Source organism: Turicibacter sp. T129 (genome assembly GCF_025594975.1).
Lineage (GTDB): Bacteria > Bacillota_I > Bacilli_A > MOL361 > Turicibacteraceae > Turicibacter > Turicibacter bilis.
Map to the genome: position 1 here is coordinate 1 of NZ_JAMQUU010000076.1, position 17937 is coordinate 17937.

General features: G+C 35.5%; 17 protein-coding genes. All 17 read right to left on the reverse strand.

The window, feature by feature from the left end; genetic code table 11:
- A partial coding sequence (locus tag NEH75_RS11470; protein WP_262948889.1) for a hypothetical protein occupies nt 1–360 on the reverse strand: 360 nt, incomplete at its 3' end.
- A 121-nt stretch (nt 361–481) separates the two neighbouring features.
- Nucleotides 482–1864, reverse strand: a complete 1383-nt coding sequence (locus NEH75_RS11475) for an MATE family efflux transporter (RefSeq protein ID WP_262948890.1) — start codon at nt 1862–1864, stop codon at nt 482–484.
- A gap of 170 nt (nt 1865–2034) precedes the next feature.
- Nucleotides 2035–2796, reverse strand: a complete 762-nt coding sequence (kduD, locus tag NEH75_RS11480) for a 2-dehydro-3-deoxy-D-gluconate 5-dehydrogenase KduD (RefSeq protein ID WP_055304784.1) — start codon at nt 2794–2796, stop codon at nt 2035–2037.
- 19 nt (nt 2797–2815) lie between these two features.
- On the reverse strand, nt 2816–3841 hold the full coding sequence (locus NEH75_RS11485) for a sugar kinase (protein WP_317452426.1): 1026 nt from the start codon (nt 3839–3841) through the stop codon (nt 2816–2818).
- A gap of 3 nt (nt 3842–3844) precedes the next feature.
- Entirely contained in the window at nt 3845–4486 is a 642-nt protein-coding gene (locus tag NEH75_RS11490; protein ID WP_262948893.1) for a bifunctional 4-hydroxy-2-oxoglutarate aldolase/2-dehydro-3-deoxy-phosphogluconate aldolase, read from the reverse strand.
- 35 nt (nt 4487–4521) lie between these two features.
- Entirely contained in the window at nt 4522–5358 is an 837-nt protein-coding gene (gene kduI, locus NEH75_RS11495) for a 5-dehydro-4-deoxy-D-glucuronate isomerase (protein WP_262948895.1), read from the reverse strand.
- Nucleotides 5359–5382: 24 nt separating this feature from the next.
- Nucleotides 5383–6132, reverse strand: coding sequence for an IclR family transcriptional regulator (locus NEH75_RS11500; protein ID WP_262948897.1), 750 nt, complete (start codon nt 6130–6132; stop codon nt 5383–5385).
- A 35-nt stretch (nt 6133–6167) separates the two neighbouring features.
- Nucleotides 6168–6998: a sugar phosphate isomerase/epimerase family protein gene (locus NEH75_RS11505; protein ID WP_262948898.1), complete on the reverse strand. Its 831-nt coding sequence runs from the start codon at nt 6996–6998 to the stop codon at nt 6168–6170.
- A gap of 69 nt (nt 6999–7067) precedes the next feature.
- A complete protein-coding gene (locus NEH75_RS11510; protein ID WP_262948899.1) occupies nt 7068–8555 on the reverse strand; it encodes a UxaA family hydrolase in 1488 nt (495 codons plus the stop codon).
- The gene (locus NEH75_RS11515) at nt 8552–10015 is read right to left on the reverse strand and encodes a tagaturonate reductase (protein WP_055304775.1); all 1464 of its coding nucleotides are present in this window, start codon (nt 10013–10015) and stop codon (nt 8552–8554) included. Before NEH75_RS11515 ends, NEH75_RS11510 begins: the two co-directional genes overlap by 4 nt.
- Nucleotides 10016–10035: 20 nt before the next feature.
- Nucleotides 10036–11442, reverse strand: a complete 1407-nt coding sequence (uxaC, locus tag NEH75_RS11520) for a glucuronate isomerase (protein WP_055304773.1) — start codon at nt 11440–11442, stop codon at nt 10036–10038.
- 12 nt (nt 11443–11454) lie between these two features.
- Nucleotides 11455–11850, reverse strand: coding sequence for an RDD family protein (locus NEH75_RS11525; protein ID WP_055276760.1), 396 nt, complete (start codon nt 11848–11850; stop codon nt 11455–11457).
- Nucleotides 11825–13405: a glycoside hydrolase family 28 protein gene (locus NEH75_RS11530; RefSeq protein WP_055304771.1), complete on the reverse strand. Its 1581-nt coding sequence runs from the start codon at nt 13403–13405 to the stop codon at nt 11825–11827. Before NEH75_RS11530 ends, NEH75_RS11525 begins: the two co-directional genes overlap by 26 nt.
- Complete coding sequence (locus NEH75_RS11535; protein ID WP_055304769.1) at nt 13395–14501, reverse strand: glycoside hydrolase family 105 protein; 1107 nt, start codon at nt 14499–14501, stop codon at nt 13395–13397. Before NEH75_RS11535 ends, NEH75_RS11530 begins: the two co-directional genes overlap by 11 nt.
- 82 nt (nt 14502–14583) lie before the next feature.
- Nucleotides 14584–15441, reverse strand: coding sequence for a carbohydrate ABC transporter permease (locus NEH75_RS11540; protein WP_055276766.1), 858 nt, complete (start codon nt 15439–15441; stop codon nt 14584–14586).
- A gap of 15 nt (nt 15442–15456) precedes the next feature.
- A complete protein-coding gene (locus tag NEH75_RS11545) occupies nt 15457–16380 on the reverse strand; it encodes a carbohydrate ABC transporter permease (protein WP_262948901.1) in 924 nt (307 codons plus the stop codon).
- Between the two features lie 3 nt (nt 16381–16383).
- Nucleotides 16384–17727 carry an ABC transporter substrate-binding protein gene (locus NEH75_RS11550; RefSeq protein WP_055304764.1) on the reverse strand — a complete coding sequence of 448 codons (1344 nt, stop codon included), beginning with the start codon at nt 17725–17727 and terminating at the stop codon, nt 16384–16386.
- Nucleotides 17728–17937: the final 210 nt, after the last annotated feature.

Below are 17937 nucleotides of genomic sequence, written 5' to 3' on the forward strand. Positions count from 1 at the left end.
CTTGGTGGCTGAATAGTTACGATTTTTTTTCATTTGTTTGACTAATTTATTTAATAAGGCTAATCCTTCCTCTTTACTGAACGTGTTAAATATCATTGAAATAAAAATCGTATCATATTCAAATGCTAAACTATCTAATCCATTCATAAAAAAAATACGATGATAATATCCTATCGCTTCACAGTTAATCATCACATTTTCTAATTGACACAGATCAATCGTATAATTTAAATTAGGATTTAAACTTTTTAAAATCGGTGCTATTAAGTCATGTCCTGTTGTTAACTCCAGTAGATGATCCCCGTCATGTAAATCTAAAAAACTAGTTAACTCCATCATGGATGTTAATTCTTTATTCATAGCAACCTTCCTTTCTTAACTATGAATCTTATCGTTAAAAATACCGATAACTAATAAATCATATGATTAAATCCCTCTAAACTTTACATAAAAAGTCAAACAATCGCGATTGTTTGACTTTTTATGTAACTGTTATGTTTAATTTTGTTTCCTCTTCATCCATAAAACGATGATTGAGCCATTGATCGCCACGTAAACGAATCACATAAAGGATGCTTCGAACGGCCCAATCAACGAACATCGCAATAAAAATTCCTGCCACTCCCCAACCTAGTACCACTCCAAATAAGTAACCCAATCCTACTCGAAACATCCACATTCCAATGATGGCCGTCATCATCGTATACTTTCCATCGCCTGCTCCTTTTAAGCCACCAGGTAAAACAAAAGAAAAAGCCCAGATTGGTATAGCTAGTGCGTTAAGTTGAATCAAGCGAGTGGCATAACTTAACACCTCTGAATTATCCGTATAAAGCGCAACAAAATACCAGACAGTCGGAATAGAAAAAGCGCCCAAAATAACTAAACAAACAACCCCGAAGCGGGTAATAAAACGAAGAGGATCTCTTGCTAAAGCCGTTTCTTTACGACCAATTTCTTGCCCTACAATTGTGGTTGTCACAGTCGTTAATGAATTTTCTGGAATGTTAATCAAATTAATAATAGAATTAGCGATTGAGTTCGAAGACATGGCAATGGCCCCTATCCCCCCAATAAACACTTGTGTCAGTAATTTACCTAAGTGGAAAATAATAGATTCGATTCCCGCAGGTACCCCTACATAAAAGATCTGACGTAAATAATTAAATTGTGGACGATACAATTGGATTTTTCCAAACTGAATGGCCTTCTTCCCCTTTATTAAAATCCACATCACATAAAGGGTTCCAATCACACGAGCTAAAGAAATTCCTAAGGCTGCACCGACAATCTCCCATTTAAACACATATAAGAAAAGATAAGTTAAAAGAATATTAAAGATATTAGCGACGACATTACTAATCGCTGCTATCTTTGTATCCCCAGCACCTCTTAAAATTCCATTAGCCATTAAAGTTAAGGCCATAAATGGAAAGCTAAATAATACAATACTAAAATAAGTAATTCCATACTCCATCACTTGAGGTTCTACTCCGTGATAAACAAGTTGAATTAAGGGTCGATTAAATACGAGTAACAATATCATAATAAAAATGGAAATAAAGGTTGTTGATATAATACCTTGCATCGTAGCCTCATTTGCTTTTGCGTAATCGTTACGCCCAACATATTGTGCGACCACAACCGTTCCCCCCATAGCAAATGCTGTAAATACTGAAATAAATAAATAGCTAAAGGAATCAATCATAGAGATAGCAGAAACAACATGAATCCCAACATCTCCTTCCAAATTAGAAGATAGCATGGTGTTCATCATTCCCATCGTTGTTGTAAGGATCTGCTCTATTAAAATAGGAATTCCAAGCACCATAATTTCTTTCTTCAACCGTTTCAATTCTTTCAATTTTTCCCACCCCTCATTTAGACCTTTTCAACACCTATTATAGGTTGATTCACATCAAAACGATATGAGCTTATGCCACATTAAAAATTAATTAAATGACAGTTTACCATGTTTCTTCGATACAAAAAAAGAGCACCATGAGTTGATGCTCTTTTTGGTTTTACTGTTACTTATCGTGCTAACCAACCACCATCGACAGCTATTGTATATCCATTGACATAATCACTTGCTGAGCTTGCTAAAAAGACAACAGGTCCTTTTAAATCTTCTGGTGTCCCCCAACGATCAGCTGGAATACGTCCTAAAATTTCTGAACTACGTTGTTCGTCAGCACGAAGTTGTGCTGTATTAGCGGTTGCCATATATCCTGGAGCAATCGCATTAATATTAATCCCATGTTTTGCCCATTCATTGGCCATTAACATCGTAATCCCTTTTACCCCTGACTTACTCGCTGTATAAGATGGCACACGAATTCCACCTTGAAATGATAACATTGATGCAATATTAATAATTTTTCCACCTGTTCCTTGTTTCATAAATTGATTGGCTGCTGCTTGACAGAAGAAGAAAACAGATTTTAAGTTTAAATTAATAACGTCATCCCAATCTTTTTCTGAAAACTTAACTGAATCCTCACGACGAATAATTCCTGCATTATTGACTAAAATGTCGATATGTCCAAACTCAGCAATAGCTTGATCAATAATCGATTGAATTGGATCTGTTGACATTAAATTTGCTTCAATCGTTAAACAACGGCGTCCAACTGCTTCAACGGCTGCCTTAACTTCATCCATTGAACTAATTCCTACAGCGACAATATCAGCACCTGCTTCAGCTAATCCGACTGCCATTCCTTGTCCTAGTCCAACAGCTGCTCCTGTAACGATTGCTACTTTTCCATCTAACTTAAATTGTTCTAAAATCATACTATTCCCCTTTTCTTTTTTATCGTTTCATTCCAACTGAACCCGTTTGGCTCATTAAGTCTTTGACTTCTTGATCGTGAGTTAATAAAACATCTCCATTCATCGTATGTTTTAGAACCCCACATGCTAATCCGTAATTTAATGCTTCCTGATATGTTTGACGGTTTAAATCTAATTCATTTAACACGCCTGCCACAAATGCATCTCCCGCTCCGACACGGTCAATAATTTCAAATTGGTACGTTTGATTGGTGGTATACACATCACCCGTTTTGGTATAACAGTACGCACTTAAACAATTTTGATGAGTGGATTGTTGTTCACGAACCGTTCCAAAAACTGCTTGACAGTGACTGTTAGCCATGAAGTAATGAAATACAGCTTTACGCTTAGCATCTACTGATTCAAAGGCTTGCTCTAAGCGGTATCCACCAATGGTTTCAATATCATATAAGCTTCCAAAAACAATATGAACATATGGTAAGATTTCACGAATCACCGTAGACGCTTCTTCAACAGTCCATAATTTTGCACGATAATTAAAATCAAAACTAATCGTTAATCCACGTTCAAACGCCACTTTAACTAACTCAAGTGTAAATTCTCTAATCTCTTTTCCTAAAGCTAGGGTAATTCCACTGACATGCAAATGAGTACGATCCGATAAAACTTCGTCTATATCAAGCGTATTTGCCTCCATCTGGGCAATGGCTGAATATTTTCGGTTATAAATAACATTCGAAGCGCGTAACGAATAACCTACCTCAACGTAATAGCTTCCTAATATGTCACCTTTAAGTTTAGTTGGTGTTAAATCGATTCCATATTGTCTGAGTGATCGATAAGCAGCAATTCCTAATGGATTATCAGGTAATACTGTCGCAAATCTAACATCATGGCCAAAATTCGCTAAAGCAATCGCGATATTTACTTCGCTCCCCCCATACGTGACATTTAAACTTCGGCATTGTTCTAATTTATCATGAGCCGGTGGAGTTAGACGTTGCATAACCTCCCCCAAGGTTACAAACTTCTTCATTTTCATCACCTAGTTCTTTCTAGCATTTGCTACTTTTTCAACAAATTGTCTAGCTAATTCTGTTACAGCTGCATAGTCACCGGATTTAGCTGGAGCTGTTAAATCTCCACCTACACCGACGGCCACACATCCATTTTTAATCCATTGATCGACATTCTCTAAGCTAACGCCACCTGTTGGCATAATATTCGCTTGTGGAAGAGGTCCTTTCACTGCTTTAACGAAGCTTGGTCCAAATGCACTTCCAGGGAATAATTTAACAATATCTACTCCTGCTTCCATCGCTGTGATGACTTCTGTAATCGTCATACATCCTGCCATGTAAGGAACTTGATATCGATTACATAATTTAGCTGTTTCTAAATCAAATCCTGGAGAGACGATATATTTAGCACCTGCTAAAATCGCAATACGAGCTGTTTCACTATCTAATACGGTTCCAGCACCAATTAACATGCTTGATCCAAACTCTTTGACTAATGATTTAATCACTTCATCAGCAAAAGGTGCGGTGAAAGTTAACTCAATCGCTTTAATTCCACCTGCTAAACAGGCTTTTGAGATTTCAATTCCTTGCTCTTCGTTTTCAGCACGAACAACAGCTACGACACCTGTTTCACAAATTTCCTTAATGACTTCATATTTTTTCATAAGACACCTCTTCTACTTTTTTACCTAGTGTATTTTTATTTTAAATCTTTCATAGCGACATGATCCATGTCATCAAATGTAATATTTTCTCCACACATTCCCCATATAAATGTATAACGACTTGTTCCAACCCCTGAATGAATCGACCAACTTGGAGAAATAACCGCTTGTTCATTACGAACGACTAAATGACGAGTCTCTTGTGGTTGCCCCATAAAGTGAAAAACGTTGCTAGTTTCATCTAAATCAAAATAGAAATAAACTTCCATTCGACGTTCATGTGTATGACATGGCATCGTATTCCACATATTATTTGGTGCTAAAATCGTCATTCCCATCACTAATTGACATGACTTGCATACCGCGGGGTGAACGTATTGATTAATCGTACGCTTATTTGATTCCGCATCCGATCCTAAGTGAACTTTATTTGCTTTTTCAAGTGTAATCAAAGTATGTGGATAAGACTGATGAGCTGGCGCACTATTGAAATAAAATTTAGCAGGCTGGCTTGCATCTACTGATTTAAAAGTGATTTCTTTAACGCCCATTCCAATATAGAGTCCATCTTGATAATCAAGTTCATACGCTTCACCATCTAGTGTAATGATTCCTTTTCCACCGATATTAATAATTCCACCTTCACGACGTTCAAAGAATGTTTCAACCCCCATTTCTTTGCCGGCTTCTAGTGTTAAAATCTCCTCAACAGGTTGAATCCCTCCAGCAATAATCCGATCATTATGTGAATATGTTAAGTTTGCTTCATCTTTTACGAAGACGTCTTCAATTAAGAAATGCTCACGAAGCTCCTCAGTTGTATAATGTTTCACATCATTTGGATGATTTGAATAACGTGTATTTAATTTCATTTTTATGATTCCCCTCTCACTTGTTTATTCTCGATATCCTAATAACCTCGAAATTTCTTTTGCCGCTTCAACCACTTTTTTAATATCCTCTTCGGCTTGATATTCCTCTTTATATAGATTAACCACACCAATGGCTGATGAAACAACACCATGATAATCAAAAATCGGAGCAGCAATGGCGTAGGTGTATTCTTCATTTTCACGATTTCCAATCGCATAACCACGTTCTTTGATTATCAATAACTCTTGAGTTAACGCCTTTTTTGATGTAATCGTCCGTTTCGTCATCGGATATAAATCCAATTTATCAATTAACTCCAATTGATGTTTAGAAAAAGCTAAGATGGCCTTTCCGATACTGGTCGAATGTAAATAAGCAACCTCTCCCACTTCTGGTGTTGCAATAATCTTTTTTGCGGGCTCATGTTTTAATGTATAAAGTAAACTTCCATTATTCTCTTTTGCTAACAAAGTGGTAGTTCTAATTTCTTGAGATAGCCGCTTCATGATTGGACCTGCACTATTGAGTAATAATGAGGTCTTGGAGTACATATTTCCAATGGCATATGCCTTCACACCGATCGCATACGTTTTCAAGCGTTGTTCCTTAATATACAGCATATTTAACTGCACGAGCGTTTCTAAAATATCAAATGCACTCGTTTTAGGCATATTCAATGCTTTTGCGATCTCATTCAAAGTTAGCCCATCTTGACTAGAGGCAATTAAATCTAAGATTTCAATCGTTCGTTGTGTCGTTCGATTAATTTTCATATTAATTTCATTCCTTCATGACGAGTTGTCATCTCTTAGTTAAATGTTTTTAAGAACGTTGCACTCTTGACGATGTCGTCTCCAACTACTCCTTCAAATATCATGATAGGTTCTATTGGTAACTCTTTAATTCTTTCTAATAGGTAGGCATAATCAAGTAATCCTTGACCAGGAGCGACCTGCTTTAACTCACCATTTTCAATAATAAAGTCTTTAGCATGAATGATTCGAATATCTTGTCGGAAGAGTTCAATCATTTCATCAATAATAGCCCGTTGATTCTTATAATTGTGAATGGAAAGTAAGTTAAACAAGTCAAAGGTGACACGAATATGATCATGAGCCAACTCATCCATTAATCGTCTCAAGCGTTTAGGTGATGAAATGACGTGATGATAAGCTGGTTCAATGGCCACATAAACACCTTCTGTTTGAGCGACTTCTAGTAACTGTGAGAAAATGCGCTTCACTTCTAAAAATGCTTCTTCACTACTATTTTGTTCGTGAAAGGTCCATTGATCATCGTTATAAGATCCTGTCTCAGTCCCCACTAAATTCGTGTTAAATTGTTTCGCTACTTTTAAATGTTTTTTAAAATATTCAACCGCTTGCGCTACCTTATCCTTATTACTATGAATGGGGTTAAAGTAAGCACCTAACATGCCCACCTCAATGTGATTCATTTGTAACTGTTGACTCAACTCATTGATAAAACTTTCATCATCAATCAATAACTGAGGTTGATCGGCTTCAATAGCTTTAGCCAACACTAATTGAATAAAAGGAAAGTGATGATTTTTTAAAGATTGAATGAGTTGTTGTGTTGGTGATCGTCCTAAATCATGAGCACGAATTCCTAATTTCATATAAAAGATAACCTCCTAATTATATCAAACTCATTTGTATCAACTGTGAAAAATATATAAAAATTCAGTTTATAACGTCACACCTGATTTCCAAATATCGATTTCACGATGACCATTTCGTTCGTTATTTGTCCATTTTCCACTACAAACATCACAAACATAATTAATAAAATCTTCGACTACTTCTTCTGTTGTTGAAGCTGTTAATAGAGTACTCGCATCATAATCGATCCAATGTTTCTTTTTAATCGCTAATTCATGATTAGTTGCTACCTTAATCGTTGGAACAAATCCTCCAAACGGCGTTCCTCGTCCCGTGGTAAATAAGACTAAATGACATCCCGCGCTTCCTAAAGCAGTGACTGCCACTAAATCATTTCCTGGACCTTGTAATAAATTTAATCCCCGTTGTGTCACACGGTCTGTATAGCTTAACACATCAATCACATTTGAGGTTCCAGCTTTTTGTGTACATCCTAATGATTTATCTTCAAGGGTTGTAATTCCCCCAGCCTTATTTCCTGGGCTTGGATTTTCATAACACACTTGATGATTGCGTTCATAGTAGCCTTTAAAGTCATTAATTAAATGAACAATTTTATTAAATGTCTCTTCATCTTTTGCACGATTCATTAAGATTGTTTCTGCTCCAAACATTTCTGGAACTTCTGTTAAAACGGTCGTTCCCCCACTTCTAACGATATAATCTGATAAATAGCCAAGTAGCGGGTTAGCTGTAATTCCTGAGAATCCATCACTTCCTCCACATTTTAACCCAATCTTCAGATTACGAAGTAACGCTGTTGCCCGATAATCTTGTTTCATTAGATCATACAACTCTTTTAGAATCGTCACACCTGCTTCAACTTCATCCTCAACCTCTTGTGATACTAAAAAGCGAACGCGTTCCTCATCATAATCACCAAGCGTTTCTTTAAAGACCTCCACTTGATTATTTTCACAGCCGAGACCTAAAACTAAAACGCCTCCCGCATTTGGATGCTTTACGATATTTTGTAAAATAGCACGTGTTGTTTCGTGATCATCCCCCATTTGTGAACACCCAAATGGATGAGAAAATGCAAACACCCCATCAATAGCTAAGTTTTCAGTCTGAGCTAAAAACTCATTTTTAATGATTTCGGCCGTTTTATTGACACATCCAACGGTTGGGATAATCCAAAGTTCATTTCGAATTCCAATCTCCCAATTTTTTCGATAATAAGCACGAATCTCTCGATCCATCAGCGGTTTAATGTCTGGCTTTAAGTTGGGTTGATATTCATACGACAAACAATCATTTAAATTTGTTTTAATATTATGAGTATGAACATGTGTTCCAGGTTCAATCTCTTTTAGCGCATGACCAATCGGATATCCATATTTAATAATAAAATCATTGTTTGAAATTTTAGAGATCGCTATCTTATGTCCTTGTTTGATGTTTTCTTTAACGATTAATGGTTCTCCATTAATCGTTAAAGTACTACCACTTTCTAAGTCAGTTAAAGCAACGATAACGTTATCATCTTCATGTAACTTGATATAGTGTCTCATGCTCCCACCACCATATCTGTTAAAGCCTCTTTCACCCCATGGCTTAAAATACTAGAGGTCATACTAACTATTTCTTTTGTTAATTGTGGGATTGCATTTAAATCAAGCCCCCAATGATTTTTCATACCTAAAAAGGCTGAAACGATTTCCTCTAAACTCATCTCATTTGATTCGTATTTAGACCATAATTCATGATAGTAATTCAATAATTCAGGCTCATCTTGAAGTGCAATCGGATCATTTCCACGAATACCACGATAAAAAACAAAAGCACTTGCTAATGAGAACGCCATATTTTTCGGGAATTGACCAAATCTCTCCACATAATCTAAGGCTGTTGGCAACAAACGACTTTTAAATTTAGCACTAGAATTTAAAGCGATTGACATTAATTCATGTCTTACACGTGGATTATTAAAACGATCATAGACTTCTTTCGCAAATTGATGTAACTCCTCACTAGTTAAGTACTTTTCAGTGGCTGGAACCATTTCATGTTCCACTGTTTGATGAAGGTATTTCAATAATGTTTTATCCGCCATTGTTTCTCCGACAGTATCAATTCCACTTAAGTAAGCCACTGGCACCATTAATGTATGAAGTCCATTTAAAATACGCACTTTTCGAATTTTATAAGGTTTAATATCTTTAACGAATAAAATATTTAATCCCGCTTCTGCTCCATTTAACACCTCAGAGATGCCATTACGATCCTCAATAACCCATAAATGGAATACTTCACCGAGTACTAAATTATGATCAATATATCCTAGTTGGTCGGTCAACTCTTCAATTCGAGTCGCTGGATAACCTGGAACAATACGATCTACTAATGTATTGGTAAAGGTATTTGCTTCCTCTAACCATGTCATGAAATCTTCGCTTAATCCATGAATTTTAGCTAAAGCTTTCACACAGCGGTATAGTTCATCCCCATTATTATCAATTAACTCGCATGGAACAATATATAATCCTTTTGATGGATCTCCATTGAAAATTTGATAACGATGATATAGAAAAGCTAACACTTTACCAGGAAATGTTTTAGGAGGTGTAGCATCAATTGAATCATTTTCATCTAAAACAATTCCTGATTCGGTTGTATTTGAAATTAATAACTCTAATGTATCAATCTCAGCTAGTTTTAAGTAATCTTCGTATGACTCATAAGGATTCACAAACATTTTTAAACTATCAATAATTTGTGATTTTGAGATAAACTCATTATTTTGAACTCCTTCTTGAATCAACGTGTATAATCCATCTTGTTTTTCCAATTCTTTAACACGTCCAAATTCTAACGGTTGAACAACAGCAATATCACCGTTAAACAGACCTGCATTATTTAATTCTTGTAACATCCAATCAACAAAAGCTCGTAAGAAATTTCCTTCTCCAAATTGAACTACTTTGATCGGACGATTTGGTCGTTGAATCATTGACTCATTTAAAATATTCATAAAGCCCCCCACTGTTCTAATTAATCTATTAAATTAAAGAATTGTTTTGAGTTGTAATAACAAATATCTTGAACAATTTGTCCTAAAAGGTCCATATCGGCTGGATATTCCCCTAATTCAACATACTCTCCAAGTAACTGACATAATAACCGTCTAAAGTACTCATGACGTGGGAACGATAAGAAACTTCTTGAGTCTGTTAACATCCCAACAAATTTTGATAACACTCCATTAGCTGCTAATGCACGCATTTGATCATTCATCCCATCTTTATGATCATTGAACCACCAAGCTGAACCAAATTGAATTTTACCTGGTGTCATTCCATCTTGGAAACATTGCATTAACGTCACAATTTTGTGATTATCACTTGGATTTAAATCGTAAATGATCGTTTTTGGTAAGTTTCCATTTACATTTAAGGCATTTAAGAATTTCGATAATTTTTGTGTATCTAATGAATTATTAATTGAGTCATATCCCGTATCTGGTCCTAATTTTTCAAGCATGGTCGTATTATTGTTACGCATCGCTCCGATATGAAATTGCATCACCCACCCACGTTTGTGATATTGTTCTCCAAGGAATAGATACATTTGAGTTTTATATTTCTCAACTTCTTCTTTAGTTAATGGCTCATGAGCGAGGGCTTTTTTCAAAATAACATCGGCTTCCTCTTTAGTTGACTCAGTAAAGGCTAAAACATCGACCCCATTATCAGATGCTTTACATCCGCAGCTGATAAAGAAATCCATACGTGCTTCTAATGCATTAAACAAATCGTCTAAATTCTCAATGTTATAACCAACGACAGTTCCTAACTGTGAAACCCAGTCATTAAACCAACTTAATTCAATATTTGCTGCTTTATCCGGTCTAAATGTTGGTAAGATCTTCGTTTTAAAAGTTCCTTCTTTGCGTATTAATTGATGATATTTTAAATCATCACAAGGATCATCTGTTGTACAAATGACATCCACGTTCATTTGATCAATCAAGCCACGTACACGATACTCTGGTGTCGCTAATAATCGATTGCACTCTTCATAAATGTCTTTTGCTGTTTTAGCACTTAATGAGGTTTTAATATTGAAGTAGCGTTGAAGTTCTAAATGCGTCCAGTGATATAATGGATTTCCAATTAAATAGGGCATAGATTTTGCCCATTCATTAAATTTTTCTTCGCTATCAACGGTCCCTGTAATAGCATCTTCTGAGACACCTAACGTACGCATCGCACGCCATTTATAGTGATCGCCCCCAAGCCAAACTTCGGTAATATTATTAAACTGTTTATTTTCATAAATCTCCTTTGCACTTAAATGACTATGAAAATCAATAATTGGCATTTGTTTGGCATAGTTGTGATATAACGTTTGAGCTGTTTCGTTATATAGCAGAAAATCTTCATTCAAAAACTCTCTCATTTCAATTCCTCTCTATCCTCGTTTTAATTTTAACTTCACTTCTGAATTGGTCACAATTTCATGCAATCCTTTTTTTCCAAATAAAACAGGTAAACAAACTAAATAGCATGAAAAGACTTTAGAAACATATTCGCGTGTCATCATTGCAAAATAAGTTAATTCAGTTTCATCCATTGTTTCAACGGTACAAAACACCATCGTTTTTCCAATCGTAGTATGATCGAGCCAAAATAATGATTGGAGCATAATGGGGATGAGTGCAATCAGACAGACTTCACTTATTGTCAGCAAAAAGAAAGGTTCCTCAAACATTCCATTTAGTTGCCCGGCTAGAAAAATTCCAATAGCACTTCCCCCAACTAAGACGGCAATATCAATTAATTCAGCAATCAATCTTCTTAATAACATCCTCTGTCACCACCTTTTTAATCTGTTTGAGCACGAGCTCCTCTCCTTTAATCCCTTCAAATGTCAGATGTTTTAACTCTACTTCGTTTACATTGGTCATTATTAACCCTTCTTTACAATACATTCGAATATCATCCATCATGGCAGGGTAGCTTGGCAAGGCCTCTTTATTAAAGGAAAAATGACAATCTGTCAGTTTAATTTTTTCAATGGGTTGTTCGGGTAATCCGTAGAAATAACCAGCAACCGCTTCACAATCCATGCAATAAAGTTTTTCGAAATCACAATCTCGAATCAATGGCGTTCGGTCATCAACGACTAAAGTTTCTTTTGTTTTAACATAGTCACTATGTCCATCTGGATCACAGAAATAGAAACTATTAATAACTAATGGCGAAATCACTTTCGTCATTTTAATTTTGCTAAACTTAATTTTTTCAATAACTGCATCACGCCCACGCCCACGTCGTGTTTTAATTCGTAATCCACGATCGGTTTCATTAAATAAACAACGTTCAACTAAAATATTATTGACTCCGCCTGCCATCTCACTTCCAATCACGACAGCTCCATGGCCAAAATTCATGCTACAATTTCGAATACAAATATTTTTTGATGCTCGTTTTAACCGGCGTCCTAAATAAATCTTTCCAGATTTAATCGCAATACAATCATCTCCCACTGAAAAATACACACCTACAATTAAGACGTTTTCACACGATTCAGGATCTAATCCATCAGTATTAGGAGAATCTTTAGGATTGATAATCTTTAAGTCAGCAAATATTAAATCTTTTGACCAGAGTGGATGAATGGTCCAAGATGGTGAGTTGGTAAATGTCATTCCCTGAACGGATATCTGTTCACAATTTATTAGTTGAAATAATCGTGGACGCCATGCACCTCGTTTGTTTTTTGGATATTTCCACCAATCGCTATTAGCGTTCCCATCTAAAATACCTTCTCCAATAATCTTGACATTTGAAACATTGATCCCTTGAATTAAAGCAGTAAAAGTATCTAACGGATTCCCTTCCCAAGAACCTAAGTAATACTCGTCATGATTTTGAGTCGTGAGATAGCCTGGTAAAATCGCACCACTTTCTGGTGTGACATCATAAAGAAGTCTAGCTCCTTTTTCAAATTCAAGCGTTAAATTAGATTTCAAGAAAATGGTTTTAACTCGATATGTTCCTTTCGGAATCAAAACCCGTCCATTAACTGGACACGACATAATCGCTGTTTGAATCGCTAAGGTATCATCGGCTATTCCATCACCTTTGGCATTAAATCGTGTAACATTTAAACAGACATACTCTTCATTTGTTGTAAAGTTTAATTGAGTCGATTGATTTGAAGATTCTTCAATTAAAGTTAATTGATACGTCGTATTAGGTGTTAAATCATAGATGCTAAATACATTATCGTGACCATGTTTTTTATAAATCTTATCATTAATAAGGATAGTATACGGTGTGAGGGTTTGAACAATCTCATCATTTTCAAGTTCAAATAAGGCACTCGTTGAAGAAGTAAACAGTAAATTAATTTTCATGAGAATAACCACCCATTAAATATTCAGCGTATGCCATCATCAGTGGGCCAATTCCTTTCGCTTCATCTGGAACAACTTTTTCTGAAATATAATAATCAAAACTTCCATCACGCACCACTCCATTAAAGCTTCCTAGCCCAGCAACTTCACAAATTCCTCCAATGTGATAACCTGTGGAATCTTCATAACCATAAATATCAAGAATCCCTTGTAATCCTTTTAACGCTTTTTTGGCATAACTTTTATCTAAAATATCTAAACGGATTCCTTTGAGAATCGAGTAAATCACCATCGCACTACCTGAGACTTCTAGATAATTCCCTTCACGATCGATTTGATCAATCACTTGATACCATAATCCACTCTGTTGATCTTGAAATGGGAGGATGGCATCAATACTCTCAATAAACATATCAATTAGACCTTTATAATACTCAAAGATGGTTTCACTCATTTGATCAATCGAGTCAATTAGGGCCATTAGTAGCCATCCCTCAGCACGCAACCAATAATTTGGTGATAACCCCGTTTCTTTATCACACCAAAATAGACTTTTTGATTCATCAAATGCGTGATAGTATAAACCATTATCAGAGTTGCGGTGTGTTTGATAAACCTCCATAAATTGATGATAGATATCCTCATAGTTTTGAAGTCCATTAAAGACCGTTTCATATTGAGTATAAAAAGGTAACGCCATATAAAGCCCATCTAACCATACTTGATATGGATATCGATTCTTATGCCAAAAGTTCCCTGATTTTGTTCGTGGATGTGTTCGTAACTGATCCATCTGATGTTCAATCGCGACTCTGTAACGCTCATCTTTCGTTTTTTGATAAGCATCAAATAAAACTTTTCCTGCATTGACATGATCAATATTATATTCTGAGGCTTTGTAACCTTTTAATGTCCCCTTTGCGTCAACAAACTCATTTAAATACCTCTCGACAAAACTCCAATACTCGTCGTCGTTTGTTGCACGGTATAAATCGACGGCTCCTTTTAAGATAACACCATCCTCATAGCACCAAAATCCTTTATAAGGTTTGAACTGCTTTAAGTATGTTTTAAAATATGGTTCTAACTGCTGCACCTTCTACCAACCCTCCACCTCGTGATTTTCATATATAGTTAAATAACTAATGGCTAAAGCCATTAGTTATTTCATCTGGATTCTATTCTTTTGATCCTGTTGTTGCAATTCCATCAATGAAGTAACTTTGTGCACAATAGAATAAAAGAATACATGGGATAATCGACATTAATGACATGGCAAAAATATTACGATATTGAACTGAAGAATCTGTATTATCCATTGCTAAACGCATCGCAATCGATAATGGATATTTTTCAATAGTTGAGATATAAATTAATGGTCCTTGGAAATCATTCATTCCCCACATAAACGTTAACAATGCCACAGTAATAATTGATGGTTTCATAACTGGAATTAAGATATGAACCAAAGTTTGGAATGAGTTACATCCATCCATTTTAGCTGCTTCATCTAACTCTTTCGGAATCGTTCGCATAAACTGAATGAGCATAAAGACAAAGAATGAATTGGTTGCAAATGCACTATCTAACCAGAGTGGGATATGTGTATCTAATAAACTTAAGTCACGCCAGAATAAGTATAATGGAATACGGAAGACAACATCTGGCATTAATAGTGTCCCAATAACAAGCGCAAACACAATCTTTTTAAATTTAAATGAACGTCTTGTTAAGACATAAGCAGTTAAAATACTTGAAATAACTGTAAAGATCGTTCTTGGAATTAAGAAATATAATGAATTTAAAAAATAATGGCCTAATGAGAACGGGGTATTCGTTTTCCATCCATTCATAAAAGATTCCAATCCATTGACTGGATTTTTCGGCCAAAAGGCCGCTGATGTAAAAATTTCTGAATTTTCTTTGAAACAAGCGCCAACAAGCCATAGAAGCGGGTACATCATAAATAATCCAACGACTGCAAGGATTGTATAGCGCGTATAAACATTAACTTTTCGTTTTAAACTACTTGTCATGATGACTCAACCTCCTTAATCGTTATAATGTACCCAATAATTTGAACTTCTAAATACAACTGCTGTTAATGCCATGATAATAATAAACATAATCCATGAAGCTGCAGAGGCATATCCCATTTTGAAACTACTAAACGCATTTTTGTAGATGAAAAGGTTTAATAAATAAGTTGAATTTAATGGGCCTCCATCTGAGATTAAGTAAGCTGAGTTAAATTCTTGGAATGATTTAACAAGCAATTGGACGGCATTGAATAAGATAACTGGTGTAATCATAGGCACCGTAATCGTGAAAAATGAACGCCATTTTCCTGCCCCATCAATTGATGCTGCTTCATAAAGCGATTGTGGGACATTTTGTAAAGCCGATAAGAAGATTACCATGACTGATCCAAACTGCCAAGCTTTCAGTAAGCTTAATACAATCAGTGCGTATCTTGTATCTGTTAACCACATTACTGGTTCAAGTCCCACCATTTCTAACATGGCATTAATGACTCCATCATTTCCAAAAATAAATTTCCAAACGATCGAAACGGCAACACTTCCTCCTAAAATTGAAGGAATATAATACGCGGTACGGAAGAAGTTAACCCCCTTAATTTTGAAGTTTAAGATATATGCAATAAATAATGCAAAGACAAGTACTAATGGTACGGTTAAAAATACATACTTAAACGTTACGATTAACGATGTTTTAAATAATTCATCTTCAAATAATAATTGTTGATAATTTTGTAATTTTACCCATTTCGGTTCACGAATCAAGTTATTTTGTTGAAAACTTAAAAGTAATGCATTAAAAAATGGATTGAGTTTAAACACTAAAAATCCGATGAACCACGGTAAAATATACAAGTATGCACTATTAAATTTAAACTTTTTTTTGACTTTCTCTTGTTTCTCAATGATATGTGTAGACTTCTTTACATTTTCCACTTTCTATCGCCCCATTGCTTCATCCATAATTCTTGGCATCTCTTTGATAACCTTTTGTGCCGCTTCCTCTGGAGTCATTGTACCAAAGACAACGGCTTCTCCAGCCCCCTCATATAAATCTTTTACTGTTGTATACTCATAAAATGGATGCATAATTGTTGCTTCCACATTTGCATGTAAGTTATACGCTTCAACTGCTGCACCAGTTAATAACCCTTTTTCAACTAGAAGATCATAAGCTGCTTGGTTGGCAGGAATCCCACGTTGTGTTCCCATGATTTCAACGGCTTCTGGATCCGTTAACATAAACTCTAAGAATTTAGCGACTTCTTCAGGATTCTTTGCATTTTTACTAATTGCAAATCCCATCGCAGGTTTTTGAATGTTACCTGTTAACTTCGCTCCATCCATTGTAAATTGTTCAAATGGAGCTACTTCTTGTCCATCTTCTAAGGTATCGATATATTTTGTAACACTCGAATCCCATTCGTTAATTCCACCGTATTCCCCTGTGATCCATTTCGGATTTTTCTCATCTAAATCATTTGAATCAACACTTCCGGCTGGCATCACGTGATTTTCAACCATATCTGCTAGTAATTGATATCCTTTAGCTAACTCTTCAACTGAATAGTTGATGTTTCCCTCTGCATCAAAGAATGTTTGACCGGTTTCTTGCTCTAAGTAACTAAATACAAGATACATCATTCCAGCTTTTCCTAATTTACTTAAGGCATAGTAGTTATCACCAAGTTGTTCCTGAATGGTATTTCCTGCTGCCATTAAGTCATTCCATGTTGAGGGTACTTCAATTCCTGCTGATTCATACAACGTTGTATTAATAAATGGAACACGTGCTGTAATACTTGTTGGTAAAGCTAAAAGATTTCCTTCAATACTCATTGCATCTAATAACGAAGTACTATAGTTACTTAAGTCAATCGTGTCTGATAATTCATTTAAGTCATAGTAACCTTCTCCATCTGGTGAATAGATCCATAACCAGTTATAATTCACTTGCATTAAATCAGCATTCATTCCCCCTGAATATTCTGCCGTGTATTTATCCTGATATCCCGACCATGCATAATACTCAGGGACGATCGTGACATGAGGATTTTTCTCCATGTATAAATTAATTACCTCAAGTGTTGCTTCATGACGTGAGTCACCTCCCCACCATGAAAAACGAAATGATACGGGATCTTGTGTTCCAGAATTATTGTTATCTTCTGTTGATTCAGATAATGTTACTGATTTGTCACTATTTGAACCTTCATTTCCTGAACAAGCAACTAATGATGTTGCACAAGCAATAACTGTTGCTAATGATAAAACTTTTTTCACTAAAAACCCTCCCTAAAAATTAAAAATTTAATCATTACTTCCTTTTTAGTGATTCCATACTTGACGATACCCCTGATTATCGTTCGTATATACGAATATCGTTCGTATATACGAATACCATTCGTATGGAAACGCTTAAGTATAAAATATCACAAATTATAAGCGGTTACAATATAGGGTGTAGGGCTTTCATATGTACTTTTTTGACAT